Below are 26,721 nucleotides of genomic sequence, written 5' to 3'. Positions count from 1 at the left end.
CGACGGTGCGTTTTTCACTCCCACTGGCATTGAATCCGGAACCAGAGGAGATTCGCTCGCTCGCAAAGATAATGCTGGTGAGCAAAACCATATCTTGGCCTCCTAATCAAAAAGAACAGGTACAGTCAAGAGGAATCGCTCTTTTAAATTACCTGCATGGATCAAGCCAGTCCGGCAGCCATGGCCGGAGGGAATCACCATGAGAGGTATTTAGAGAAAGCTCGTATGGGCGCCTTTCGGACACCGATAAACGGGCCGCAGGGACGACCATTTCAGCTTACTCTTAATAGGAAACACCACCAAAGGAGACATTCGCTTGTACACCAATGGTGATGTTGTAGCATTATCTTTTGCTGGGAGCGAAACCCCAGACCCCGCCACCGGCGACGGTGCGTTTTTCACCCCTGCGGAAAATATGCCGGATTCCCAGAGGGTTCGTTCGCTCGCAAAGATAATGCTGGTAAAAAATTGATGCTCTCCCAGCTGTAACCCGTAAAAATACGAATCCCACAGAGCCTGGCCAGCAGCATCAATCATTTTAAAGAGCGCCAAAAGGCTTTCGCTGATAAACAATTGGATGAGTTTCGGATGGACGATACCAAGAGGCTTCTACCAATTAAAACTACCAGCCCAGTTTCGGTTGGTCGCTCTATAGACAGTATAAAACAATACTTTAGGATTTGTCAATTAAGCAATATCCATTTGTCCCCGTAACGGTAGCTATATTGCTGTCGTTACGGGACTACCTATCGTTACGGAGGGGTGCAAAAATTATATAAGCACACCCATTCATGTCATGGAGATACGCCAATCAGGAAAACGGGCATAAAAAATTGGGCTTCCTGCAAAGGTTCTATTTTTACAGAAAGCCCATATACTGCGGTGTTAAGCGGTTTCTCGCGCTGATTGCCGCCCCACTATGGAGTATCGTCATGGTGCTGGGGACATCGCCATTGACTCCAATTCTGATACGGTATAACGATAGCATTTACAGTTTTCCAAAAAATGCACCCCCGGGGTGCATTTGCACCCCACCCCTCGGAATCCAGATTTGATGCGGATTTTCCCGTAAACGGAGGCAAAAAAAGTGCGTCCTGCTCAGACGGGCAGAACGCATTTATTGATTCTATTTTTTCCCGTTTATACTACATAAGTATTAAAGAAAACAAAAATGATAAAATCATTTATAACGATTTATAAAACCGGGATTTTCCTTTGCATACTTTAAAACAAAATTATGTGCATATTCACCTACTGATCCTGGAATTGCCGTATGATATTTTTCAGGTTGATATCCTGCATCATTATTTTGCCCATTTGTAGTACCACTATAAACAAGTCTCGATTTCCATTCGGGTTTTTCTTTATTATGACTTTCACGGTAAATAATTAAAGAATAACTCCCATCACTATTCTGTTTATAATAGTATTTATCCACATTTACATAGGAACCGCCATCATCTCTTACTGATAACAAATCAAGAGCCAATTTATATGTTTTCTGACCGGGCTTGTTTTGTCCAATAAGCCTCCAGTAACTTTCATCAGTAAAGGCTTTTAACTCATTTCGTTTTGTAACGATATCCAATATTCGATAATAAAAATTTCCATAATATTGGCTGGTATCAACATAAACTGTAAATATTCTATTAGCTGATCCCAAGCATTCCCCATCTTTACTATAAAATACTGTTTGTTTACGAACTAACTCGTTACTTTTTGGATTCAACACAACTCTTATTAAACTATATGATAGTTTACTTGGATCAATTCTTTTACCTAATTCATCCTCAAAACTATCAACTTCGAGCACAGCTCCATGGTAAGAGTATGCAATTTTAACCCAAGCTTCAACACTTTCGATTTCGTTTGTATATTTTGATCTGGTCACTTGTATAGATTGAGTATCTACAAATCTTCCAAAATCGTCATCAGCATTGAACCATTCCCAGTTATGAGCAACTGCAATAGTAGAATTGAAAAAAAGAAAAGCCACCAAAAAGGAAACGCACATAAAAAATGATTTCAGGTATTTCAACTTATACACTCCTTCCCAATTATAAAGTAATCTATAGAATAATTATATCATTTTTAGTAGTAATTAACAAAAGGAACATAAACAATTCTGTGGTGTGGTCGGCCCTATAAACAATCCTGTGGTCGTAATTCCCTATAACCAGATTGTGGTTTCCTGTAAATAATCCTGTGGCCGACCCTATAACAATATTGTGGTCGGCTCATTTCTTTTAAAATGAAAACCTCCTGCTTTACAATGGAGATACCCTATCAACCATAATAAAGAGGAGGTAAGACAAAATGTCTTTGGAACAGTTTATCACGAAATTGTTGAATTTGAAAGAAAGCGATTTACAAGAGCTGGTTTCTCTGGAAAAGTCAGACGAGAGTATCGAATTCAAACTGAAGTTGAAGCCGAAACCAACGGTCTGCCCTCTTTGTGGAGGCATAGTTAAAATTCATGGCTATTATCCCAGAAAGCTGACACATTCTACCTTCGCCAATCGCAAATGTACCATCCTTTACCAGCAGCGCAGATACAGATGTGAAGCCTGCGAACTGACCTTCCATGAACCGAATCCATTCATTAATTCCAGTGAATGCCTGACGTATGAAACAAAGTTGAACGTACTGAAAGATCTAAAATATCCGGAAGCAACGTACACATCCGTAGCCAGGCGCTATAATCTTTCTGTTACCAAAGTTATGCATTTATTTGACACCCACGTTTCCATCCCCAGAAAGCCTTTGCCGGAAGTCTTATCTATAGACGAGCACTATTTCCCTGAATCCGATTATGATTCCCTGTACTGCTGTCTTCTTATGAATTTTCAAAACGGCGAAGTGATTGACGTATTACCAGACCGGCGAAAACAGTATCTGATGCAGTATTTCAGTTCGATAAAGCGGGATACGCTGGATTATACAACTCAGAGAAGCGAATTAAACCGGGTGAAATACGTTTCCATTGATCTGCATGAACCCTTTCGAGATATTGCAACTATTTATTTTCCGAAAGCACTCGTCTGCGCGGACAGCTTTCATGTACTGGAACATCTAACAGATTGTTTCCGGAAAGTCCGGCTGAATTGCCGGAACCGAACAGAGAATGAAACCCTGCAATACCTGCTTTCAAAATTCAAATTCGTTTTCCAGCATAATTTGTATCTGGACAATGAGCCAAAGTACAACCGGCGGCTGGGCCGTTATCTTAACTACCAAAACTTACGGGACATGATGTTTTCCTTTTTCCCTGAGCTACAAGCAGCGTATGAGCTGAAAGAATACTACATTCGTCTGAACAAAACCTGTTCCATACAGGATGCGCCAGAAGCTATCGATAAAGCCATTTCTATTTTTGCAAATGCCGGGATAGAAGAACTTGAACCGTTTTACGGAATGCTGACCAACTGGCGTACAGAGATTATAAATTCTTTCACTACCATTAACGGAATCCGTATTAACAACAGTTTTATTGAGTCGAAAAACAGAATTTTAGAGAAGCTGCTTTACAACGGGAACGGTTTCAGTAACTTTAAACGAACCAGAAACCGAATCTTATATTGCCTTAATAAACATGACACATACAAGTTTTAGGGAATGAATGGAAAAGAGGTAAAAAGCGAAATTTCGCTTTTTACCTCTGAAAACACAGGATTATTGATAGCCAAACCACAATAATTTATAGCCCGACCACAGGATAATTTATAGGCTGACCACAGACTGGTTATAGGTCCGACCACAATGCCGTAAGAGGGTCAACCACAGGATTATTTACATACCCTTAACAAAAAACTGTCTACCACTTAGTGATAGACAGTAATGTGCTTTTATAGCAAAATACATTTGCATTTTCACTATTAATCCTTATTAGGATACTCTGTTAAACCTTTTTTAAATTCCGCATTCCATCCACTCATATAATCACCATTGAGAATAACATTAAAATATGTTCTTGGGAACTTTTCAAAATGCTTTAGAACCGATGGAGGCGCATTTTTCGCAGCTTCATTAAATTGCTTTATTCTCCTGTTAATAACAAGTGTTTGCTTCTTTAAAGAACTCCAAGTGAAATAATTATTATTATTGACCTCAAGATCATCTAATGAACTACGAAACATTTTGAAGTCAAAATCACTCTTATTTACAATAGACTCTAATTTTTTGTAAGAAGCTACGCATTCAGCAAACTCATTAGGATTATTTTTAGCAAACGCTTCGACTACGTTAGGAGGAACGCCTTCTGTATCAATACCTTCAACTTTGTCTTTTGTTACCTTGAAATAGGCTCTACCTGGAATTTCAACGCCTAATGCATTCTTGGCTTTAAAATCTAAAAACGCCAATCCAGTTTTTTCATCAACTTGATAATTGACCTTAACAAAAGAGTCTGGTATACGACATGCCTTTTTTACAATACTCTCTGCCTCTTTTTCCCCCAGTTTTCCACATCCAACCATAAACAGCATACACAGTATCAATAGTAAAATTAAGCATACATGTTTTCTTTCTTTCGCTAAGATATTCATGCCGTTGTTTCCCATACTAATTACCCTCCTCTTTCATTTCATTTTGTCCGTAATATAATATATGTGTACAGTCTTTTTCAGGTTAACTTTATTATTATATTTTACCACTTTTGCAATTAAATAACAATTAAAAAATCCCTGTCTACCGCTTTCAACTATTAGCGATAGACAGGGTGTTTTGCTTTCTGTTACGCCATTATCTCCGTCCCGTCTCTAAACCTCACCTTGATTTCCTTTTTCCTGCCGACGGTTACGAAGTCGACCAGACTGCACCAAAGTCCCTCGTCAATTGCTATTGTATAGGAATTGAGCTACCATTGTCCTGACGTAAAATGGAACGCAACCCACTGGCGAAATCCATGCCGATTCTTGTATTGACCGCCACCTGGTTTACACCCTCCATTGAATATTCGACCGGATCCTCTACCGTAATGATGTTCCGTTCCGGCCGGTTCAGTTCCTGCAACGTCGCATATAACGTCGACGTCTTCCCGCTCCCGGTAGGACCGGTCACCAATATCAGCCCGTAGGACGCCTGACACATTGACCGGTAAAGCGCAAGGTTCTTTTCCGTAAATCCCATACCTTCCAGACGAAGCCGGTTTGCATCCGGGTCCAGAATACGTATAACAACCTTTTCACCCAGAACCGTTGGCAGGGAAGATACCCGCAGGTCAATCATTTTATTTGCATGACTGACCTGCGCCCTGCCGTCCTGCGGCTTCCGTTTTTCCGCAATATCCATGCCTGCCATCAGCTTCACGCAGGAAACCAGGGCCGGATGGCGCTCCATAGGAAGCTTCTGCGCCTGCTGCAACACACCGTCAATCCGATATCTTATCCGGCTAAATCCTGTTCCCGGCTCCAGGTGGATATCGCTGCTACCCGCTTCCAGTCCTTCTGTGACGATGGAATCCAGCAGACGCAAAATGGGCGCATCTTCCATTTTCAATTGATACTGTAACAATGAAATCACCTCCATACTATGTCAATAGATTGTAATACCATGTTTCCAAAAAGCAAAGAGTCTGTTACCGGAGTTTTTGAAATTTATATGAATTTTATACTGTCAAAAACGTGTTTTTCCCGGTTTTCGCAAAAAACAGGACATTTAGTAAATAATTTATGAACTTTTTGTCAAATACTTTTCTTTTTGTAAAGGCAGGGCTATAATACTACTGTTATGTGAAAAGCCATAACTGTACAGACATTGCGTGCGTACCTTAAGGAGAATGCGCATGCACAATTTTTTTCAGTTTTCTAAATCATTTTTTGGAAAGATCAGAGTCCTTCTGGCTTTTTCTTTTTTTGTATCGGGATGTCATAACGGGAATGAGCCAGTCCCGGTCTCACAAGTCACGGTAAAAAAAGAAACAGCCAGCAAAGCTTCAGACAGCCTGTCCCGCAACACCACGGAATCAGGCACCGTTACAGAGCTCAAATCAGGGAAAACACAAAAAAGGCCGGAGACATCGTTAAAAAGTGATGCCTCTGGCCTTTTATTGTCCAAAAGCAGTCCTGTCTCTTCTTCCAGCCACACAAAAGGCACTGCCGTAATTCAAAGGAATACACAACGTGATCCGTTTGCCCTGCCCGCAATACTGCAAGAACCGCTTCCTGCTTCGCAGGGACAGAAATTTTTAGCATCATCACAGCAGATAATACCAGATCAATTGCAGCAAAAGCATATACCCGGTATGCAAAACCAACCCGCTGACCCTGTCAATACACAGGAGCCCCGTATCGCAGGCATCTTTGACAACGGAAAAGAAAAATTTGTACTGCTGCACTGGCGGCAGATACAGGGAATCTTCCATTCCGGCGAACCATTGGGGAATGGATACTACATAAAAGAAATCAAAGCCACATCTGTTTTGCTTTGCCCGCAACATAATGGAAGCCGTTCAAATACGATCACGTTAACATTATAATGAGGAGGTATCTGTTCTTTGAAATCAATTCATATATTGCAAATTATTACAATCTGGTTCGTCACTACATTGCTTGTAATTCCACTTACAACGGTCTGCAGCGCCGGACCGGCCATCTCACTTTCCGTTAAAAACGCAACCCTGTCAGAAATAGCTGCGGCGCTGACTAAAATGTCCGGCCAGAATGTCATTGCCGACACAAAACTCAGCGAACCGGTAACGCTGCAGCTTAACAATGTTTCCCTTGCTACGGCGCTTGACACACTTACACTTACGCAGGGGCTCACGTATGTAGAAAAGAACGGCGTTATACTGATTACCAGAGAAGAAAATGCAAAAAAGCTGGCCGCCGGCTTTTACACCTTCCCTCTGAATTACGCCAAAGCGGAAGACATCCAAAAAACGTTATCAGCTATTCTTACCAGCGGAAAACTGGCGGCAGATTCCGGCAGCAACAGTCTTCTTTTCAACGGCAGCCCGGCAGAAACGCGTAAAATTAAGGAAGCTTTGCAAACACTTGACACCGCAACGCAGCAGGTTACGTTAGAAGCCAAAATCCTTTCCATTGAAAAGTCCGAAGAAAAAAATCTGGGGCTGCAGTGGAACTGGGATACACTGCCTCAATATATTACAAGTCCTAAGTCCAGAGACACTGATACAAAAGCAACCGGCAATTCAACCCACTCTTCCCATCAGGGACATCTGCGTCTGACGAACCGCTCTCAGGCCAGTTTCTGTTACACAGCCACACTGAATGCCCTGATCGCCAGCGGAAAAGCAAAAGTACTGGCCACACCTTCCCTAATCACGATTCCGGGAAAACAAGCCAGCATCTTCATCGGCAGCCATATCCCGGTCGTCACCGAAAAACATAACAACGGAGAATCCACGTATTCCACTGAATATGTGGACGCAGGGATCAAATTAACCTATACCCCGGTCGTCAGCCGGGACGGTTATATCACATCATCCGTACACACGGAGGTCAGCACGCCGACCCTGATCAGTGAATTAAAAAATTACCGCATCAACAGCCGCACCGCCGATACTAACGTGCGGATGCGCAATGGTGAAACACTTGTCATCGGCGGTCTCATCAGCGAAGAAGAACAAAAACAGTTGCAACAGATTCCCTTCTTATCAAAGATTCCCTTATTAGGTGCATTGTTCAAAAACCACTACAGCAGCAAAAGCAAAACGGAGGTCATCATGCTGCTGACACCTTATCTGTCCGAGGCCGGAACCTCGCCCGCAATTTTTGGGGACGGTGAGTCCCGGTTACGCGAAAAAACGGGCCAACATTAACCATGCTTCTACATGCTTCGCCGCAAATAAAAAACGCTGCCTGACACGGATATTCCTCTTGTCAGGCAACGTTTTATTATCTTTTATTCCCTGTACGCAAAGCCGCTGCTGTATCTCATGATCTTCTGCATCACCCGTTCCTTTTCCGCACCTTCCAGTACAACCGGCTGGTAATTGTTGCAATAGCTCACGCCGGAAACAGAAGCCGGGATGATCTTAATATAATCGTCCGGCTGCAGTTCGCCGTTCACAAATGTAAAAGTTTGCTGGAAAATCATCGTGTCTTTGTCGTCCGGATCGGTATTTCCGCCAAAGCAGAAATTACCCATGGAATAGAGGATATATTTCCCCTTATATTTTTCAATCCCCTGTAATACGTGAGGATGGCTGCCCAGCACCAGATCTGCGCCGTTATCCACGAGGTAGTGGGCCATGGTCACCTGGGCCCAGGTCTGCTCGTAGGTATGCTCCACGCCCCAGTGCATGCAGGCGATGATCAAGTCACATTTCTGGCTTTTCAGATATGCAAGGGCCTTGTCAATTTCGTGATAAAATTGACAGCCATAATCCAGCAACGAGAACAAGCCGATTTTTACCCCGCAGACTTCTTTTACCAGATACTTTTCGTGACCGAAATACGGGATACCAATGCTGTCCAACGCAGCCATGGTATCCAGATAGCCTCTTTCACCGAAATCATAAGTGTGATTGTTGCCCAGGCTCACCGCATCCACGCAGCCCAGCATCAGTACATTTTTATAGGCCTCCGGCGCGGAAAAATTAAACGTCTTTTCCATTTTTACGGGGTAAGAAGTAAACGTCCCTTCCAGATTGGCAATGGTAAAATCATCTTCCCGGAACACATCCCGCACCTTTGCCAGATAATATCCGTAATCTCCGCCGTTGCTTTCCAGATACGCATCAAAACGGTTCCCGGGCGCATAACGGTCATCCCAGCCGATAGTGCAGTCTCCAACTGCAGAAATCTTAACGGATTTGCGCACAATGGAGGGAACCGGCGGTTTTGCAGGTACTGCCGCAGGAGTTTTGACGGTTGTGTCCGAATGATCTGCTGAATTTTCCTTTGCAGCTTTCTGAATAACCTTTTGCTGTACCGCAGAATTCTTAAGAGTCCCGCTCTGCCCGGTTTTGTCTTTGGAAAAACTGTTTTCATCAGCCACCTTTGCCCACGTTACGCCTGTAACACTGCACAACAGAAGCAAAAGCAGCACAACCGCCATGGTTCTTATTAAATGAATGTTAGGAAAAAGCTTTTTATCTTTCATGCCCTCTCACCCTTTCTTACCTGCCATTCCCGGCAGCAACAGAAGCAGGCTCACCCCCACCGCAAGGAACATGGGTTTAACAGAGGTTTGCATAATCGTGGCAACAATTGCAACCGCCGTACTGGCCACCATGGAGATGACCACCCATCTGCCGCTGACGCACCTGGGTCTGAACACAGCCAGCGTAAGAGGCAGAAAGATGCCGCCGCCCCTTAGTCCCATGGATAAATAGTTCCAGAACAAAATCTGGGTATCTCGGTAAATAATAGAAAAAATGCATCCGATGACCATGATCAGGACACAGGTAAAGCGGTTCAGTTTTAACAGGGTGCTGTCTTTCTTAATATTGAACAGAGGCGCCAGGATATCTTTGGAAATAATGGTCCCCATCCCCAGAGACTGGCCGCCGATGGAACTGATAAGGGAAATGATGATACCGCCCATGGCCATGCCGCCGATAAGGGCCGGCTGATGGTGCAAAAGATACGTAGGAAGTACCAGCAGCGGCAACACATCAGGTTCCACCGCGTGCATGTACATGCCGATCATAGCGCAGGGAAGACCTACCGGGATGGCAACCAAGGCCGCAGCAAAGGCCCCGTAAGAAGCTGTCGCCGGATCTTTAGCAGAGAAAAGAGCCTGAATATATGTCTGGGTGCAAATGATTCCAACAAATACGGAAAGCAGGTTCGATGCCGCACTGCCGACCCCGTTTCCCACCATGCTGAACCAGGGGAAATCCGGTAACGCTGCGTTAATTGCGGGGTCCGTATGAATTGCCCAAAAGGCTGCCCATCCTGCCACAAACAGGCTGGCAAACAGGATCAGCATCTTCAGTATGCCGCCCACCCCGGCGCTCTTCATGCCTCCAAAAAACACATAGCTGGCAACTAACAGGATCAGAATCAAAGCTGCCGTCCAGACAGACACTCCAAACACGGCACAAATGATACCAATACCAGGCAAACAACTGGACACCACACTGAAGAATATGCCAATGGTAGTCACCCAGCTGGCAATGGAGCCGGTCGTCTTTCCGTAATTCAGCACAAGATATTGGGAAATGGTCTCAAGCCCCGTTTTTCGCAGGGGGCGGGCATATAAAAATCCCATGACAATAAAAGTAATACCGCTGGACAGGGTGAACCACCAGGCTGAAAGGCCCACCGTAGAAGCCATCTGGGCCGTGCCCACCGTGGCACCGCCACCGATAACTGTCCCCGCGATGCTTCCCGCTACCAGATGGAACCCGGCGCTGCGGCCGCCCAGGCTGTAACCCTCCGCACTCTTTACCGCCCGCGCAGCATAAATACCGCCAAAAATCACTACTGCTATTGTCAGCAGCATGATAATCAAATGAAGAAACGTAATATCTAACGTCAAGAAAAAGGCCTCCAAACTTTCAGGATACTATATATGTTCCCGCTATATTAACAAAATAATTTTTCACAAAACGAGTTTTGCCGACGCATTCATCTTTATTTATTTTTTAGCACCTTATACTCAAACGGTTTGTCCGCAAAATCTGTTACATCCATTATGGCATGGGGCTCGCTGAACAGATACCGTTCTTTTACCCGGATTACCCGGCCATCCTCTAACAGCAGGTCTGTATAGAGCCCTTTGCTGGTGCGCAATCTTGTAAACACGCTGCCGGAAGGAAGCGTTTCCACTTTCCCTTCGGTTGTCTCTGCATTTGCAAAAATCAGGACCTGTGCGTCTTTCGTCGTCACAAGTTTTTCTTTCCGGTCTGCTTCGACACAATAGCGGTACCCTTCCGGATCCTCATTGGGCGTAGGCTTGCCTAGCTTCCCTACATGATAGCGCAGTTCTGAAGCTGCCGGCCCCAGCACAGAAATGCTGATCCGGACAGGAAGATTGTTCGGATCCTTCGGTTCCTCATAAAAATACAGCTGGGCGTTATCGGCTCCCTTCACACTGTTCGTATCGGAAAGCTCAATAAAATTCAAATCGCCGCTTCCGGCACCGTAGATATATAAATAGTCTTTCCCGTCAGCATGAATCAGGTACGGTACCCGTTCTTTCGCGCGCAACATATTCGCTTTCCTGTCAATCCGATTCCAAATCAGGTGGGATGTTCCGTGATCGCCGATTATATCATTTTTCAAAGCCAGGGAAAAAGGAAACGAATCTTTTCCCCTTACAATTGTATATTTCCGGTTCGGCTTCAGTTTTACCACAAACTCTTCCGGCTGGGACGCGTAATCAAACACAATGGACTTATCCTGGGCGCAGCCGAAACTGCCGAACAGGAACAGTGACAGCAGGCAGACAGAAATCAAACTTGCAAAACGGATGAAATGTCTCTTTACTCTCTTTCGCATTTCTTTGCCTCCTGTATGGTATTAATGTTAATGCATATTATAACACGAAAAGAGAGTTTAATTAAGAAAACTTCAATTAAATATTATCACGCGGAACCTGATGAACATTTTGTTCCTGCTCCGTTTTGTTTCACCTGCAACAAAAGTTTTTCATTTTTATAAAAAACATAAAAAAATATTCCCGGATTAACACAATAGGTTATAAATATGATATAATTTATACAGTAATATGCTATTTATAGCATTAAAAGGAAACACCCGTTCTGTAAGATTGCCTGAACAATCAATGAAAGAACAAATGTTTCCGGATTCAGCAACAATTATGCTATCGCAAAAAGGGGGAAGAGAATTATGATGAAAAAAATTGTGAGCGCCGCTATGATCGCAGCACTGGCTCTAAGCGTTGCAGCCTGCGGCGGCGGAGACAAGAAGAAAGACGCCCCGAAAGACGGCGCGAAACCGGCTGCTACCGCAACGGCTAAAGTAGACCGCAGCAAAGAGTTTATCACGGTGCTGACCGGTCCTACCAGCGGTATTTACTTCCCGATTGGCGGCGCGTTCTCCAAGGTTGTGGGTGAAATGGGCTACAAGACCAGCGCTACGGCTACCGGTGCTACCGGCGAAAACATCAACGCCATCCTGACGGGCAAGGGCGAACTGGCCATTGCCATGTCTGACTCTGTTATCCAGGCCGTGGAAGGTTTCGGCGCTTACGAAGGCAAACCGAAAGCTACCGACCTGCGTGCCATGATGGGCCTGTGGCCGAACGTGGTACAGATTGTTACTACTTCTGATTCCGGCATCAAATCCTTTAAAGATATCAAAGGCAAGAGAGTCGGCGTAGGCGCACCGAATTCCGGTGTAGAACTGAATGCCCGCATGATCTTTGAAGCCAACGGCATGACCTACAAAGACGCCAAAGTCGACTACCTGTCTTACGGCGAAGCCATCGACCAGATGAAGAACGGCCAGTGCGATGTTGCGTTCGTAACCTCCGGTCTGGGCAACGCTACCATTAAAGAACTGGGCACCACCAAGAAAATCGTATTCGTCCCGGTAGAAGGCGAAGCATTACAGAACCTGACCAAAAAATATCCGTTCTACGTTGAATGGAAGATTCCGAAAGCTACCTACGGAACTGATGCGGACACCACCACCGCAGCCGTAATGAACATCATGTTGGTTTCCAAGAAATTACCGGACGCAGTAGTATATGACCTGCTGGATGGCTTCTACTCCGAAAAAGGCCTGGCTACCATTGGCGCATCCCATGCAACCGCCAAACGGGAAATCAAACTGGATACCGCGCTGCGCGGCCTGAAAGGCACCTCCGTACAGCTCCATCCGGGCGCAGAGAAATTCTATAAGGATAAAGGCATCCTGAAATAATAAATGAAATGAAGAAAAAATACATAAAGCTGCTTGCCGTATTTTTTCTTGTTCTCGCTTCTTTGTTTGTGTTCAATGAATATTCGGCGCAGACCGTGCTCCGGATCTATGATTACCAGACCAAAGAAATTTATGTTGAAGTACCAGCCAAAGAGGGCGACAAGCTTTTCTTTGGCTGGATTCATTCGTGGGAGAAAATCCCCTGGCATGAATACTACCACATTGACGCCAACCATGATCTGATTCTGGACACAATCGCCTTCCCCGCCTTTGGGGCCGGCATTCCCGAGAACAAGGGAACCAAAGTCTGGATCAAAGACGGCATGATCTATATGGGCAATATCAACCAGGTTTTCCATGAGTTTACCTGGATCAATTCACATTTTGCCACCCGCGACATTAAGCTTAACGACCGGCTCATCGCCCAGGGGGCAACCCTTCCCGAGCATACGCGGGTCAATCTGGCAATCGTGAAAAGGAGGTATTTTGATGGAAGAGAAAAACATCAATAATACTAACGAAATGACTACAAATGAACATGAATTTTTAGACAAAAAGACCCAGCAGGAACTGGAAGCCAAGTCACAGGAGATTGTAAAGAAACTGGACAAGGAATCCGCCACCCGCAAATTTACCGGCAAGATGGCGAAATTCTTTTACATCCTCTGCCTGCTGGTTTCCGGTTACCATCTGTACACCGCATCTTTCGGACCTCCGGTAACGCTGGTACACCGTTCCCTTCACGTAGCGATGATTACCGCCATGGGCTTTTTGATGTACCCCTGCTTCAAAAGCAGCGACCACTCCAAGCCTTCTATAATTGACTGGATTTTGGCGTTACTTTGTTTCACTGTTCCCTTTTACATCTGGCACGATTATCTGGGCGTAGTGGAACGGGCCGGCAACCCGAACCAGACAGACTTGTTCATGGCCACGTTGCTGGTAGTGCTGGTTCTGGAATGTTCACGCCGGGTCACGGGCAATGCCCTGACAATCCTGTCCTTGGTCTTTATTGTATACGGACTCTTCGGCCGTGAATTTCCCGGCATGTTCATGCACCGGGGCTACGACTGGCCTTCTCTGTCCAATCATTTCTTCGCCAACACGGAAGGTATCTACGGCACATCAGTCAGCGTCGCAGCCAGCTACATTTTCCTGTTCATCCTGTTCGGCACTGTCATGCACAAATGCGGTATGGGCCAGTTCTTCAATGATATTGCGCTGGCCCTGGCAGGACACACGAAAGGCGGTCCTGCTAAGGTCGCGGTCATCGCCTCCGGCTTTCTGGGCTCCATCAACGGTTCCGCTGTAGCTAACGTGGTAACCACCGGTGCCTTCACCATCCCGCTGATGAAAAAAACCGGCTACTCCAAAGAGTTTGCCGGTGCGGTGGAAGCCTCGGCTTCCGTAGGTGGACAGTTGTTGCCGCCTATCATGGGCGCCGCAGCCTTCATCATGGCTGAAATGATCAGCGTGCCCTACTCCAACATCATCACCTGGGCTGCCATCCCCGCACTGCTGTACTACCTGAGCATCATCATCCAGGTACACCTGCGCGCCTGTAAGGACGGCCTTACCGGCCTGCCCAAGGACAAACTGCCCAAGACCGGTGACGTTATGGCGAAGCGCAGCCATCTGCTGATTCCCGTTTTCTTCCTGCTGTACATGTTGTTCTTTTCCGGTACGACCGTTATTTTCTCCGCGGTGCTGACCATCGTGGTTACAATTCTGGTTTCCTTTATCCGGAAAGAGACCCGCATGTCCCTGAAGGATTTGCTTGACGCCCTCGCTGACGGCGCCAAGCAGACGGTTTCTGTAGCCGTTGCCTGCGCCTGCGTGGGCATTATCATCGGCGTATGCTCCAAGACCGGGTTCGGGCTTACCATGGCCAACACCATCATCTCCCTCGGTAAAACCAGCATCCTCTTTACCCTGATTTTCACCATGATCACCTGTATGATCCTTGGCATGGGCCTTCCCTCTATTCCGGCCTATATTATTACAGCGACTATTGCAGCTCCGGCTTTGGCAAAACTGAACATCCCGGCAGGTGCTGCTCACATGTTCTCCTTCTACTACGCCATGTTCGCCAACCTGACCCCGCCGGTCGCTCTGGCTTCTTTCGCTGCCGCCGGTCTTTCCGGAGGCAATCCCATGATGACAGGTGTAGCTTCGGTCAAACTGGCCATTGCCGGGTTTATCGTCCCGTTCATGTTTGTGTATTCGCCACAGCTGATGTTGATTAATACCACCCTGGCAGAAGGCCTGCTGACGGCCGGTACCGCCTGCGTGGGCGTATTCCTGATCGGTACTGCAGTCGAAGGCTACATTTTCACCTTTATGCCAGCCTGGCTCCGGATCATTGCGGCTGCCGGTGCCCTGTTACTGATGAAGCCTGGCGTTGAGACCGACATCATCGGTATCGCCGTGCTGGCGCTGATACTCTTCCTGCAGAAGAAACGTCAGAAGGCAGAACAGAAAAGTCAGAACAGTTAAGTACATCATTTTTTATCCAAAAGCAGAATGGTTTTTAATCATTCTGCTTTTTTCTTTACAAGGTATTATAAATATTCTCCTCTGATCCGAAAGCTAATGAATCCGGTTACCCCCATAAAAAAGAACAGCCTGGTAAGGCTGCTCTCTTCCTTCAAGTACATAAGATTCAATTTTCGTTTTTCATCTTATCAGACACAGGAAACGCTGATTGATCTATAATTTCCTGTTTGTTTCACACTGTTATTAAAACGGGCTGGCCAGCAGGCCCACTTTTTTCTTCACCTTTGTCAGGGTCCGGTCCGAAATGCGCTGCGCTGTTTCAGCACCGGCCTTGTAGGTTTCTTCCAAATACGCCTTGTCCTTCATCAGGCGGGCAAAGTTTTCCCGTACCGGGCGCAGTTCTTCAGATACCGCTTCCCCAACTGCCAGTTTGAAATCACCGTAACCTTTTCCCGTGAATTCGTCTTCAATCTGTTCGTAGCTCCTGCCGGTCACAACAGAATAAATGGTCATCAGATTATTGATCCCGTCTTTCCCTTCTTTGAACATGACCTTGGCTTCGCTGTCAGTAACGGCACTGCGGAATTTGCGGATAATGGTATCGTGGTCGTCCAGTATGGAAATGAATGCTTTCGGATTCGTGTCCGATTTGGACATTTTCTTAGACGGTTCCTGCAGGGACATAATCTTGGCCCCCTCCGGCGGCAGATAGGCTTCCGGAAGCTTAAAGGTATTACCGTACAGGTTATTAAAACGCTGGGCTACGTTACGGGTAAATTCAAGATGCTGCGTCTGATCAGCTCCCACAGGTACGTAGTCTGCCTGATACAACAGAATATCCGCAGCCATCAGCGACGGATACGTAAACAACCCGGCGTTAATGTTGTCTGCATGTTTTGCTGATTTATCCTTAAACTGGGTCATACGGGACAGTTCCCCGAACAGGGAATTGCATGCCAGGATCCAGCCCAATTCCGCATGATTATGGACATGGCTCTGAATGAACAGCAGGCTCTTCTGCGGATCAATTCCGCAGGCCAGCAGCAGGGCAAACGCTTCAAGGCTCTGTTTACGCAGTTTTGCCGCTTCCTGCCGCACTGTTAAAGAATGCAGATCCGCAATAAAATACGCACACTGATAATCTTCCTGCAGCTGCTGCCAATTGCGCACCGCGCCAATATAATTGCCCAGCGTAAACACACCCGTAGGCTGGATACCGCTGAGGATACTCTTTTTCTTTTCCGGTTTCTGTACTTCCTGCTTTATTTCTTCTGTCAAGTTGTAACACTCCAATCTGTAAATTCTGAATATGCAAATGCCTGTATAACTACGAATGCGTTGTATAATAAATATATTATATAATAAATCCGGAGAAATTGACAACAAACATTGCAAAAAAATCAATGAGATAGTATGATTAGATAGAATTCTCTATCCGAAAGAAGGATATCCATGCAGCAAAACAAACATTTCGGTTATCTGGCGGCCTTCGGCTGTTACGCCCTCTGGGGTATCCTGCCCCTGTACTGGCACATGCTGGCAGAGGCGGAGGCCAACGAAATACTGGCCCACCGTGTTCTCTGGTCGGTGGTCTTTATGCTGATCGTACTGGTCGTAACCCGGCGGTTGGATCTGTTAAAAAAGGACTGCCGCGAACTGTGGCAGAACAAAAAGCGCGGCACCCTGCTGGTGGCTGCCGCTGTTATCATAAGCGTGAACTGGCTCACCTATATCTGGGCCGTCAATCACAATCATGTCATCGAGACCAGTATCGGGTACTATATCAACCCGCTGGTAAACGTACTCTTCGGCGTGGCGATTTTCGGCGAAAATCTGTCGGCGCCTAAAAAACTCAGCATCGTCCTGGCCGCCACCGGTATTTTTCTGATGACCTGGCAGATAGGCAAGCTGCCCTGGGTATCTGTAGCTTTGGCCCTCACTTTTGGCAGCTACGGCGCGTTAAAGAAGATGCTGAAGTTGAATCCCTTTACCAGTATTACATTGGAAACACTGTTGCTTTTTCCCTTTGCGTTTTATTATGTGGCAAACCTTACGGCTACCGGCGCCGCCCATTTCGGCCCGGCAACGCCACTCCTCAGCTTGCTCCTCGCCGGCTGCGGGATTGCCACCGCAGTACCGCTGATTCTGTTTTCTTACGGTGCCAACCTTTTGCCCCTGAACGTGCTTGGCTTCTTCCAGTACATCAGCCCTTCCATGACTCTCCTTCTGGGAATTTTCTTTTTCAACGAACCTTTTGGCACAACTCAGCTGTTCACCTTCGGGTTTATCTGGCTGGCCCTAATCGTGTTCACGATCTCGGAATGGAAGGCGAGCCGGTCGTAAGAACCCGGCTGCCTTCAGCATGTATTTTTCCTGTAATCCCCTTCTCATACAAAAATGCCGATCAATGTGTTTACGTAATTTAGACACATTGACCGGCCTTATTTTTTATATTCCCATCAGTTATGTTTTCCGACTTTCTTCTTTAAAGCTCATTTTTCCGTAGTCAGCACCGGCAACGTGTCACCTCCGTAGGGCATAATGTTGACGGTGTAGTCCGTTTTGCCCTGCTCTTGCAGTTTTTCTTCTGCCAGTTTCCACGCTTCTTGCAGTGTTGCCGCAGGTATCGCCCCGGTTTTCTTCGCGTTGGCAAAATTTTCCGGCTCTGTTACCAGAATAATCGTAAAATGCCGTGCCAGGCAGCACATGTAAAAGGCTACATAGAACGGAACCGTAAAGTCAGCCCGCACGTCCAGTTCCATCTGTTTCAGATCCGTGTAGCGGAAGCTGTCAAAAAAGGCAGGCGGTTCTGTCATGTCCTGACAGCGCAGCACCGCTATCAGGATACCGCCCTCTTTCAGGGCCGCAGCCCCCGGTGCGTAGCATTTCATACCCTGGTACAGACTGATATCCCTGGGGTACCCTCCGCCGGATACGATGACCACGTCGCTCTTTTCTTTCAGGGCCACGCCCTGCAGCTTCATGACTTCTTCCGTGCCCTGCAGCCAGGCCTCGTACCAGTGGCCTGCCATGATCCTATAGAAGTTCCCTTCTGCGTCCATGATTGCGTTCACCATAAAGCAGGGGTTCAGGAAAGCCGCCACGTCGCACATGTCTTCGCTGAGCCGGTTTCCCAAGTGCCGCATGATGCTGGTATCCGGATTCACCCCGCCACCGATTTCATCCGTGAGCGCCATATTGTGGTTGTGATTGATAGATTCCACTCCCGCAACCCCGGGTAAAACGCTTTTACGGCCGCCACCGAAACCGGCATAAATGTGAGGAGAAAGACCTCCGGTAAGAATCACCTTGTCGGCAGCCGCCACCTGTTTGTTGATCCACACCGGCGTCCCTCGCTTTGTGGTACCCAGAAACACGCAGGCTTCTGTGGCCGGATTATGGTCATACACTCTGATCCGACGGAACAGGTCGCTGCCAATGATTTCTTCTTTCTCTTGATCGGAATTCAGGCGATGCTTTCCGGTAGCGATGATGATGCTGATATCCCCATCTGACACCCCAAGCTGGTTCAGTTTGTCAACAAGAATCGGAAGGAACAGATCAAAGCGGGCCCAGGCCCGGGTGATATCGCTGACAATGAGAACCACTTGATCCCCGGCTTTCACCAATCTGTCTAACGTTGGTGTACCAATAGGATGGGACAGAGCCTCTTCCATCAGCTTTTCTACTGTTTGCGGTTTATCGATTACAGGCGGCAGCAGTATCTGTGCCACATGTTCTTCTGGCAGTTCAACAACCTGTTCTCCTTTTCCGTAAGGAACTCTGTATTCCATGCAGTTAACACCCTTTCCTTTACTCCGACAGTACCGGCAGCGTCACAGGTGCATGACCCATCAGCGTAATCGTGTAATTCGTCTTACCTTCTGCTTCCAGTTTTTCCTGTGCCAGCTTCCAGGCTTCCGCCACGGTTTCCACCGGAATCTGTCCGGTCCGGCGGACAAAATCAAAGTTTTCCTTGCGGGTCACCAGATACACGGTATGGTCTTCGATGATGCAGCGGCTCTTGTAGGCGACAAAGGCAGCCATGTAGAAGTTGTCCCGCACTTCCTGCTCCGTTTTTTTCAAATCGCTCTTGATCAGCCAGTCCGTAAACACGGCCGGTTCTTTGATGTCCGGGCATTCCAGCATGATGATGGCGATACCGCCTGGTTTCACCGCGTCCGCTACGTTCATATGGCTCTTGGTACCCTGGTACAGGTTGATGTCCTTGGGATAGCCGCCGCCGCTGGCAATGACCACATCCGCCAGTTCTTTAATGGGAATACCGCTGATTTCCAATAAGTCCCTGCATCCTTTATAAAATGCGGACTTCCAGTTACCGGCTACTACTTCATACAGTTCCCCGTCACTGGTCAGAACCACGTCTAACAAGAAGTCCGGATTCACAAATTCCACACATTCCATCAGGTCTTCATGGAACGGATTCCCTTCCAGTTTTGCCGTAGTTACATTCGGGTTACAGCCATCTCCCGGCTTTTCCGCCAATGCCAGCACGTGATTGTGATTAATTGTCTCCAGTCCCGCCACACCGGGCACGATGGCCTTACGTCCACCGCCAAAACCGGCCATGGGATGCAGGGTCACAGCACCGGTAGCAATCACCTTGTCCGCATTGGCCACGATTTTATTAATAAAAACTTTGTTACCTCCGGACGTCGTTCCTTTATACACAAGGTTTTCCGTGTCCCTGCAATCATGCTGATGAACACGGAACCGTTTTACCATTTCTTCTCCCAATACCAGAACATCCTCTTCCGGCGTCTGCGCCCGATGTGTTCCAGTGGCAATGACAATATCAATATCACGGTCAGGGATTCCCTGTTCGTTTAATTCTTTTACAATCACCGGCAGGAACTGATCCGTATAACACAGGCGCGTCTCATCGCTTACCACGATGGCAACTTTTTCCCCGGGTTTTACAATCTTTGCCAGAGGCTTGCTGTCGATGGGATTGCGCATCGCCTTAAACGCAGCCGCTGCAATATCCTTTTCCACAGCTACCTCTTTCCCGTGCAGATCGTAAATGATATGCTCTTCCGGAAGATCAACTTTCTGTGTTCCTTTGCCATACGCAAATTCATAGGTTTTCATACGTTGTTTTCCTCCAATACTGTTACGTAAAAAACAAATCTGTGAGTACCCGACTGATGCCGCACGCACGCTACAGCACAGAATGCGATGCAAGACACAGCCGAAAGCTTCAGGATTGCAATGTAAACATGGTTATCAGACAGACAAATTATAAAATATTATATCATAAAATCTGCCACGTTACCACCGGCTGCGACCGTTCCAGAACTTCCGGTGGAACAGGATCAACACGGTATACATCTCCAGCCGCCCCAGCAGCATGGTAAAGGCCAGCAGCAATTTTGCGGCCGATGGAAGAGATGTAAAATTTCCGGTTGCCCCAACAACAGGACCGAAACCCGGGCCGATACTACTAAGACAGGCGAGAACACCGGTCACCGCGGTTTTAATATCCACGCCCGTAGCAGTCACTGCAAGAGAAAACAGGACGAAAATGACGATATACGTAAAGAAAAAGGATAAAACCAGAGCAAACACACTGTTTTCAATCTTATGCCCGTTGAACAGAATCGGTCTGGCCTCCTGGGGGTGCAGTGCCTTTACCACGCCTTCCTTCACACCCCGGGCCAGAACGATAAGCCGGGAAATCTTAATTCCACCCGATGTGGATCCCGCACAGGCGCCGGTAAAATAAAGCAACAGCAGGCAAAGTTTCGGAAAGGCCGGCCACCGGTCAAAATCTGCAGAAACATAGCCGGTAGTGGAAATAAAGGATGCCACCTGGAAAAACGCTTCCCGAAACCCTCTGAAGAGCGAAAAACCTTCCGTTGCCAGTGATACTGTTACAAGGATTACCAAGGTCAGGTACATTAATAAGTAGCAATGGAATTCATCATCCTTTAACAGCACACCGGGACCGTTACATTTTACTTTATAATAAAGAGAAAAGTTTCCTCCCGCCAGGAACATGGCTGCCCCCAGCACCAATTCCACAGGCAGACTGTTAAAATGAACAATGCTGTCATTATAGCTGGAGAATCCTCCGGTGCCAACTGCCGAAATGGCATGGACCACCGCGTCATACAGATCCAGACCGCAGAACAGCAGCAGGATGGTGGTGCAGCCTGTAATAAAGATATAAATCTGGAACAGGGCCTGGGCAGTCTTCTGCAGACGGGGCAACAGTCTTTCCCCCTCAAAGCCGCTGCTTTCCGCGTTAAAAAGATGCGCTGCTCCCCCACTGATCCTGGGCAGCAACGCGATAAAGATGACAATGATCCCCAATCCACCGATCCAATGCATCCAGACACGCCAAAACAACAGACTGCGGGGCCATATCTCAATATCCGGAAGTACCGTAGCGCCAGTGGTCGTAAGCCCTGACATGGCTTCAAAGAATGCATCTGTCGGAGGCAGCATGCCGGATGCCACAAATGGTACAGACGAAAAACAAACCGCAGCGATCCATGCCAATACAACCGTTAAAATACCTTCCCGATTCGTAAGGTTATAATATTCATTTATCTTTATGCCCTGTTTCTGGAAAACATAACCGGTTATAAAAGATGCCACCATACAGGCAGAAAAAATTTTCCCTCCTTCGTCCTGGCACCCAAAACCGAGGAGCATGGGCACGGCAAAGACCACTCCCAGAAAACACAGGATTTTCCCAATTAAATATAAAACAACTCTTCCATTCAATGTAATACCTCCAAAAAAGCAAGGTAAACACTAATTAACCAATGCTGTATATCACCAGCGGCTGTTCATATGCCAGAATTCTTTGCGCAGCATGACCAGAACAGTATAGATTTCCAGGCGCCCCAAAAGCATAGCCAGCGACAGTACCATTTTCCCGGCATCTGAAATATGGACAAATTCCCCTTCCAGCCCAATGCCGCCAAAAGCCGCGCCGCAGCTGCTGATACAGGCCATCACGCCGAAAATAGCTTCCGTCAGGGGAACACCAGTGGCTGCAAACAGAACGGAAAGCACTACGACACTGATTACATACAGGAAGAAGAACCGGCTGATAGAGGCCAATACCGCTATGGTCAGCGGCTTGCCTTCAAACTTTACCGAAAACAGCATCTTGGGATGCAATACCCGCTTCAGTTCTACTATGGTCATGCGTACCAAAACTACAAAACGGGCTATTTTGATACCGCCTGCCGTAGAACCCGCACAGCCTCCGGTGAAATACAGCAACATCAGGGTCAGCTTGGCAATAGCCGGCCACTGCTCATAGTTGGTTGAAACAAAACCGGTGGTAGAAGAAAAGGACGCAACCATAAAAAAACTGTGGCGTACGGCTTCTACGAATGTGTCATCTGTCCCTGCATATACTGACAGGGTGATCAGGCACGAGGTTGCCAGAACGAAATAGATAAAATAGCGAAATTCTTCATCGTTCCACAGCACGCGCCAGCCCCTGTGATACACCCTGTAATACAAGGCGAAATTCGCGCCTGCCAGTACCATAAAGACGAAAACAATCAACTCCAACAACGGATTATTATAATGCATAAGACCGTTATCATAAGTAGAAAAGCCCGCTGTTGCTATGGTAGCCATAGCATGATTGACCGCGTCAAACAGATCCATGCCGCAAACAAAGAGCAAAAAGGCTTCCACCAGGGTCAGGGACGAATAGATGATAAAAAGAATCTGCGCCGTAGTGCGCAGCCGCGGCAGCAAGCGGTCTTCATTAAAGCCCGTTGCTTCTGCTACAAACAGATGGAAGGCTCCGCTGGCCATACGGGGCAACAGCGAGATAAAAATCACGATGATACCCAGACCACCAAGCCAATGCGTAATACCGCGCCAAAATAAAACACTGCGGGGCAAGGCCTGTAAACTTTCAATAACAGTAACCCCATTCGTCGTCACAGCAGACATTCCCTCAAAAAATGAGGCGAACAAATCCAGCTCTCCGGTCATCCAGTATGGCATTCCAGCCAGTGCCGCACATAAAACCCAGGAAAAAGTCGCTGTGGCAATCCCTTCCCGGTTGGTGATCGTCTGTGTATATTTGTTAAACCGGGCATAATGGTTCAGCAAATATCCAACATAGTTACAGAGAAAAACACAGGTGAAAAAGACGTCAGCGCATCCGTCTTCCAGATACATAGACATCCCCCAGGGAATAAAGTAAACAGCACCCAGACAGAAAACCATCCGGGCCATTAAATAAAAAACTATGCGTATATCCAAGCCGACACCTCTTACCAGCCGCGTTTCTTCGCCCAGAAATCAGGGTGCAGGAACATTACAAATGCAAATAATTCAATACGGCCCATAATCATCGTTACATACAAAATCAGATAACCAAAACTGCTCAGCGCTTCAAACGTGGTCCCTTCTCCCATAATACCGTAGGCAGAACCTACGTTGCTCAAAAATACCACAACGGTCGCCATGGATTCCAGCATATCACTGCCAGTCAGGGAATACAGCATGGAAAGAGCAATAAATACAATAAAATAAAGGAAGAAGTAGCGGCCTACACCGATAATCGCCTGCACCGGCACCGGACGTCCGCTCATCGTGATTACACTGACCATCCTGGGATGAAGGGTACGTTTGATTTCCTGCCAGCAGACCTTTAATAATACAACCACACGGGACACCTTTACCCCGCCTGCAGTAGAAGCGGAGCAACCGCCGATAATCGCTGCGTAAAACAGCAGCAAACGACTAAATGCAGGCCAGTGGCTGAAATCCTGTGTTGCCAGACCAGCTGTACTCATGACGGCTGTCACCTGGAAAAAGGCATAGCGGAACGATTGGAAAATATCATAATAATGACTCCTCCAGAGATTCCAGGTCACCAGCAATCCGATTCCGATAATCAGTCCGAAATACCATCTTCGTTCCGTATCCCGCCAGAAAACATCCACACGTTTCTGCATCATACGGTAATACAGCACAAAGTTACAGCTTCCTAAAATCATAAACAGAATTAAAAAAAGCTCCAATGTAGGATTATTGCATTCCATGAGATAGGTCCGGTAGTGCAGATACCCGCTGGTAGAAATAGAAGTAGCCGCCAACTTTACCGCCATTTCCAGCGGCTGCCTGAGCAGCAGCAAAATGAGAGTCATCAGTATAGTCATGCCAACATATAAAAAAATCAGGACACGGACCGCTTCCCGGATATGAGGCATTGTACGTTCCGCCGAGTTTCCCTGCACTTCCGCCGAAAACAGGTTCGCCGCACTGGAACCTAACTGAGGCATAATTACAGCAAAAATAATGATGGCCCCGATACCGCCCAGCCACTGGCTGATATCATGCCATAACAAAAGGCTGGACGGATAGGGAGCGCCTTCCAATACAGAACTTACACCAGTAGTAGTCAGGGCAGAGGCACTTTCAAACAAAGCCTTTGGCACAGAAAAATCCCCTGAAGCAATATACGGAACAGCTCCTAAAATGCTGGTATAAAGCCAGGATAAACCTAAAAACACAGCACCGCCCCGAATCGACAGGCGCATCTTACGCTGCGAGAAGGTCGTCCGTAACGCGTAGGCGCCAAAGGCAAGGCCGATCAGAATCGTTCCCAAAAACGGGGCGACCATCTCCGGTTCCTGATTCACCGCATAGCCAAGAGAAGGCAGCATAGCTATTACCATTCCCAGGGACACGAGACCCGTCATGCGCAAAACCAATTTCTCTTCCATAGAATTGTTATCTCACAATCTTTAACATCAGTATCAGACCGTTTTGCTTCCGGCAAACATATCCATGACATCCTGGACTACTTCAGTCTGTGCAAAAACGATAGCCCTGTCGCCGGCATTCAGCATACTCTGCCCATTCGGAACCGAGGCTTCTCCTTTGTGCACGATGCCGCAAACCAGGCATTCACGGGGCAGTTTTGCCCGGATCAGTGTCTTCCCGTCCACTTTACATCCGGGTTGCACATTCAATTCCAAAGCTTCCGCTTTTGCCCCCTCTAAAAGTGCTACAGATACTAAGCCTCCCTGACGGACAAAGCGCATAACCTCTGCAGCACTTAACATGCGTGCGGATAACGCAATGTCTACACCGACTTTGGCCATTAAATCCACGTATTCGTTTCGCGCCACCCGTACAATAGTCTTTTTGGCGCCCAGATGTTTTGCCAGCAGTGCCAGTAATAAATTCAGTTTATCATCATCTGTCAGGCAGACGACACAATCCGCCTCCGTAATCCCTTCTTCCGTCAGCAGATCGATATCCGTTCCGTCTCCGCAAAGCACCAGGCCGTTATTCAGCTGCTCCGACAAAACCCGGCAGCGCTCCTTATCTTTTTCAATAACTTTTACAAAAACTCCCTGTTTTTCCAATAACTGTGCCAACATACGTCCGGCACGGCCCGCACCAATCAGAAGTACGCGCTCCAGCTTATCATAACGTGCCTCAAAATTAACTTCAAACTTTTTAATAACCTCCTGGCTGCCGACAAAATAGACGTTATCACCCGGTTCCAGGATATCGTCACCGTGGGGGATAATCATCTTATTCTTGCGGAAGATCATTGCAATCAGAATGCCGCCGGGCAGTCTCACATTCTTCAACGGAACACCCAGGAACTTAAAATCATTAGGAAGTCTGGCACCGAACATTCTTACCTTGCCATCTGCAAAATCATCCACATCCAACGCAGCAGGCGTCATCAATATATGACTGATTTCATTGGCCGTGATTCGTTCCGGATTTAAATTCAAATCCACGCCCAGCGTTTCATTCAATAACAGCGGCTCCGAATTCGTATACTCTTCGTTACGCACACGGGCAACCGTATGCCGGGCGCCAAACGCTTTCGCCATGCGGCAGGCTACCAGGTTTACCTCATCGCTGTCAGTTACGGCAATGAAAAAATCTGCACCTCGCACCTCCGGCATATCAAGGATATCCGGCGTACACCCGTTACCCTGAATAGTCAGAACGTCCAAGGAGTCTTTTACTACCTGACGGCGCTCATCATCCTGTTCCACCACCACAACATCGTACGAACCGTCAGCCAGCAGCTTGGCAATACTATAGCCCATCTTACCGGCACCAACTACTACAATACGCATAAAATCACCTGCTTACTTACTATAATCCTTTGAAAATCAAAATAGATTTAATAATTTAGAAGAAAAATGGACACAAATATACATGATAATTATACAACATTTGGATGATAAAAGAAATAACTACAAATAAAGATTCCAGATCAAAGCTGAATTTTTAACTATAAAACGGATTCATACATATTCACTTACTTTTACTTACGCAAAAAGCCCCCGCACGTGTTGTGCGGGGGCTTCTGTCTTAACCGGCAACAATCTATCCTCCCGGGCCGCTTCCAGCCAAGTACTTTCGACGCGTGAGAGCTTAACTG

General features: G+C 47.0%; 21 protein-coding genes. 7 read left to right on the top strand and 14 right to left on the bottom strand.

Translation table 11 applies throughout. The features are described 5' to 3' along the window. Window positions 1-210: 210 nt before the first annotated feature. Both ACZOWY_RS05835 and ACZOWY_RS05830 read right to left on the bottom strand, forming a co-directional pair. On the bottom strand, window positions 211-573 hold the full coding sequence (locus ACZOWY_RS05835) for a hypothetical protein (RefSeq protein WP_484393735.1): 363 nt from the start codon (window positions 571-573) through the stop codon (window positions 211-213). Window positions 574-1,180: 607 nt separating this feature from the next. Continuing rightward, window positions 1,181-2,038, bottom strand: coding sequence for a hypothetical protein (locus tag ACZOWY_RS05830; RefSeq protein ID WP_484393734.1), 858 nt, complete (start codon window positions 2,036-2,038; stop codon window positions 1,181-1,183). Between the two features lie 278 nt (window positions 2,039-2,316). Here ACZOWY_RS05830 and ACZOWY_RS05825 point away from each other — a divergent pair, with 278 nt between their 5' ends. After that, window positions 2,317-3,612: an ISL3 family transposase gene (locus ACZOWY_RS05825; protein WP_484393733.1), complete on the top strand. Its 1,296-nt coding sequence runs from the start codon at window positions 2,317-2,319 to the stop codon at window positions 3,610-3,612. Window positions 3,613-3,875: 263 nt separating this feature from the next. On the opposite strand, the gene ACZOWY_RS05820 is transcribed toward ACZOWY_RS05825, so the two are convergent. Both ACZOWY_RS05820 and ACZOWY_RS05815 read right to left on the bottom strand, forming a co-directional pair. Further along, a complete protein-coding gene (locus ACZOWY_RS05820) occupies window positions 3,876-4,559 on the bottom strand; it encodes a hypothetical protein (protein ID WP_484393732.1) in 684 nt (227 codons plus the stop codon). Window positions 4,560-4,836: 277 nt separating this feature from the next. Then, window positions 4,837-5,511, bottom strand: a complete 675-nt coding sequence (locus ACZOWY_RS05815) for a GspE/PulE family protein (RefSeq protein ID WP_484393731.1) — start codon at window positions 5,509-5,511, stop codon at window positions 4,837-4,839. A 271-nt stretch (window positions 5,512-5,782) separates the two neighbouring features. On the opposite strand from ACZOWY_RS05815, the gene ACZOWY_RS05810 reads away from it, so the two are divergent. Both ACZOWY_RS05810 and ACZOWY_RS05805 read left to right on the top strand, forming a co-directional pair. Next, a complete protein-coding gene (locus ACZOWY_RS05810) occupies window positions 5,783-6,475 on the top strand; it encodes a hypothetical protein (protein ID WP_484393730.1) in 693 nt (230 codons plus the stop codon). 18 nt (window positions 6,476-6,493) lie between these two features. After that, the gene (locus tag ACZOWY_RS05805; protein WP_484393729.1) at window positions 6,494-7,780 is read left to right on the top strand and encodes a secretin N-terminal domain-containing protein; all 1,287 of its coding nucleotides are present in this window, start codon (window positions 6,494-6,496) and stop codon (window positions 7,778-7,780) included. Between the two features lie 83 nt (window positions 7,781-7,863). Here ACZOWY_RS05805 and ACZOWY_RS05800 read toward each other — a convergent pair whose 3' ends face one another. From ACZOWY_RS05800 to ACZOWY_RS05790, 3 genes are all read right to left on the bottom strand, one after another. Then, window positions 7,864-9,066 carry a CapA family protein gene (locus ACZOWY_RS05800; RefSeq protein WP_484393728.1) on the bottom strand — a complete coding sequence of 401 codons (1,203 nt, stop codon included), beginning with the start codon at window positions 9,064-9,066 and terminating at the stop codon, window positions 7,864-7,866. A gap of 6 nt (window positions 9,067-9,072) precedes the next feature. Beyond that, window positions 9,073-10,449: a sodium:solute symporter family protein gene (locus tag ACZOWY_RS05795; protein WP_484393727.1), complete on the bottom strand. Its 1,377-nt coding sequence runs from the start codon at window positions 10,447-10,449 to the stop codon at window positions 9,073-9,075. A 95-nt stretch (window positions 10,450-10,544) separates the two neighbouring features. After that, window positions 10,545-11,411: a hypothetical protein gene (locus ACZOWY_RS05790; RefSeq protein WP_484393726.1), complete on the bottom strand. Its 867-nt coding sequence runs from the start codon at window positions 11,409-11,411 to the stop codon at window positions 10,545-10,547. Between the two features lie 348 nt (window positions 11,412-11,759). Between ACZOWY_RS05790 and ACZOWY_RS05785 the strand changes: the two genes are divergently transcribed. The 3 genes from ACZOWY_RS05785 to ACZOWY_RS05775 are packed head-to-tail and all read left to right on the top strand — an operon-like array spanning window position 11,760 to window position 15,296. Next, window positions 11,760-12,800, top strand: a complete 1,041-nt coding sequence (locus ACZOWY_RS05785) for a TAXI family TRAP transporter solute-binding subunit (protein WP_484393810.1) — start codon at window positions 11,760-11,762, stop codon at window positions 12,798-12,800. An 8-nt stretch (window positions 12,801-12,808) separates the two neighbouring features. Next, complete coding sequence (locus ACZOWY_RS05780; RefSeq protein WP_484393725.1) at window positions 12,809-13,312, top strand: DUF1850 domain-containing protein; 504 nt, start codon at window positions 12,809-12,811, stop codon at window positions 13,310-13,312. Between the two features lie 10 nt (window positions 13,313-13,322). Further along, on the top strand, window positions 13,323-15,296 hold the full coding sequence (locus ACZOWY_RS05775; RefSeq protein WP_484393809.1) for a TRAP transporter permease: 1,974 nt from the start codon (window positions 13,323-13,325) through the stop codon (window positions 15,294-15,296). A gap of 243 nt (window positions 15,297-15,539) precedes the next feature. Here the strand turns inward: ACZOWY_RS05775 and trpS are convergent, their stop codons facing one another. Beyond that, window positions 15,540-16,574: a tryptophan--tRNA ligase gene (gene trpS / locus ACZOWY_RS05770; RefSeq protein WP_484393724.1), complete on the bottom strand. Its 1,035-nt coding sequence runs from the start codon at window positions 16,572-16,574 to the stop codon at window positions 15,540-15,542. 174 nt (window positions 16,575-16,748) lie between these two features. Here trpS and rarD point away from each other — a divergent pair, with 174 nt between their 5' ends. Then, a complete protein-coding gene (gene rarD / locus ACZOWY_RS05765; RefSeq protein ID WP_484393723.1) occupies window positions 16,749-17,639 on the top strand; it encodes an EamA family transporter RarD in 891 nt (296 codons plus the stop codon). A 149-nt stretch (window positions 17,640-17,788) separates the two neighbouring features. Here rarD and larAH10 (ACZOWY_RS05760) read toward each other — a convergent pair whose 3' ends face one another. From larAH10 (ACZOWY_RS05760) to trkA, 6 genes are all read right to left on the bottom strand, one after another. Next, a complete protein-coding gene (larAH10, locus tag ACZOWY_RS05760) occupies window positions 17,789-19,090 on the bottom strand; it encodes an NPN-dependent 2-hydroxyacid racemase, LarAH10 family (RefSeq protein ID WP_484393722.1) in 1,302 nt (433 codons plus the stop codon). Window positions 19,091-19,109: 19 nt separating this feature from the next. After that, window positions 19,110-20,408, bottom strand: coding sequence for an NPN-dependent 2-hydroxyacid racemase, LarAH10 family (gene larAH10 / locus ACZOWY_RS05755; protein ID WP_484393721.1), 1,299 nt, complete (start codon window positions 20,406-20,408; stop codon window positions 19,110-19,112). 180 nt (window positions 20,409-20,588) lie between these two features. Next, complete coding sequence (locus tag ACZOWY_RS05750) at window positions 20,589-22,049, bottom strand: TrkH family potassium uptake protein (RefSeq protein WP_484393720.1); 1,461 nt, start codon at window positions 22,047-22,049, stop codon at window positions 20,589-20,591. Between the two features lie 51 nt (window positions 22,050-22,100). Beyond that, the gene (locus ACZOWY_RS05745) at window positions 22,101-23,561 is read right to left on the bottom strand and encodes a TrkH family potassium uptake protein (RefSeq protein WP_484393719.1); all 1,461 of its coding nucleotides are present in this window, start codon (window positions 23,559-23,561) and stop codon (window positions 22,101-22,103) included. 11 nt (window positions 23,562-23,572) lie between these two features. After that, window positions 23,573-25,030, bottom strand: coding sequence for a TrkH family potassium uptake protein (locus tag ACZOWY_RS05740; RefSeq protein ID WP_484393718.1), 1,458 nt, complete (start codon window positions 25,028-25,030; stop codon window positions 23,573-23,575). Window positions 25,031-25,063: 33 nt separating this feature from the next. Beyond that, window positions 25,064-26,413, bottom strand: coding sequence for a Trk system potassium transporter TrkA (gene trkA / locus ACZOWY_RS05735; protein WP_484393717.1), 1,350 nt, complete (start codon window positions 26,411-26,413; stop codon window positions 25,064-25,066). Window positions 26,414-26,721 lie beyond the last annotated feature (308 nt).

This window comes from Succiniclasticum sp. (genome assembly GCF_056977735.1).
The sequence above is the reverse complement of the archived record's forward strand: the minus strand, read 5'-3'. Positions and strand labels throughout refer to the sequence as shown.

Coding starts and splice junctions, on each gene's coding strand:
- ACZOWY_RS05825 (WP_484393733.1), top strand. CDS start 2,317: ATGTCTTTGGAACAGTTTATCACGAAATTGTTGAATTTGAAAGAAAGC.
- ACZOWY_RS05820 (WP_484393732.1), bottom strand. CDS start 4,559: ATGGGAAACAACGGCATGAATATCTTAGCGAAAGAAAGAAAACATGTA.
- ACZOWY_RS05810 (WP_484393730.1), top strand. CDS start 5,783: ATGCACAATTTTTTTCAGTTTTCTAAATCATTTTTTGGAAAGATCAGA.
- ACZOWY_RS05800 (WP_484393728.1), bottom strand. CDS start 9,066: ATGAAAGATAAAAAGCTTTTTCCTAACATTCATTTAATAAGAACCATG.
- ACZOWY_RS05790 (WP_484393726.1), bottom strand. CDS start 11,411: ATGCGAAAGAGAGTAAAGAGACATTTCATCCGTTTTGCAAGTTTGATT.
- ACZOWY_RS05780 (WP_484393725.1), top strand. CDS start 12,809: ATGAAGAAAAAATACATAAAGCTGCTTGCCGTATTTTTTCTTGTTCTC.
- ACZOWY_RS05775 (WP_484393809.1), top strand. CDS start 13,323: ATGACTACAAATGAACATGAATTTTTAGACAAAAAGACCCAGCAGGAA.
- rarD (WP_484393723.1), top strand. CDS start 16,749: ATGCAGCAAAACAAACATTTCGGTTATCTGGCGGCCTTCGGCTGTTAC.
- larAH10 (WP_484393722.1), bottom strand. CDS start 19,090: ATGGAATACAGAGTTCCTTACGGAAAAGGAGAACAGGTTGTTGAACTG.
- larAH10 (WP_484393721.1), bottom strand. CDS start 20,408: ATGAAAACCTATGAATTTGCGTATGGCAAAGGAACACAGAAAGTTGAT.
- ACZOWY_RS05740 (WP_484393718.1), bottom strand. CDS start 25,030: ATGGAAGAGAAATTGGTTTTGCGCATGACGGGTCTCGTGTCCCTGGGA.
- trkA (WP_484393717.1), bottom strand. CDS start 26,413: ATGCGTATTGTAGTAGTTGGTGCCGGTAAGATGGGCTATAGTATTGCC.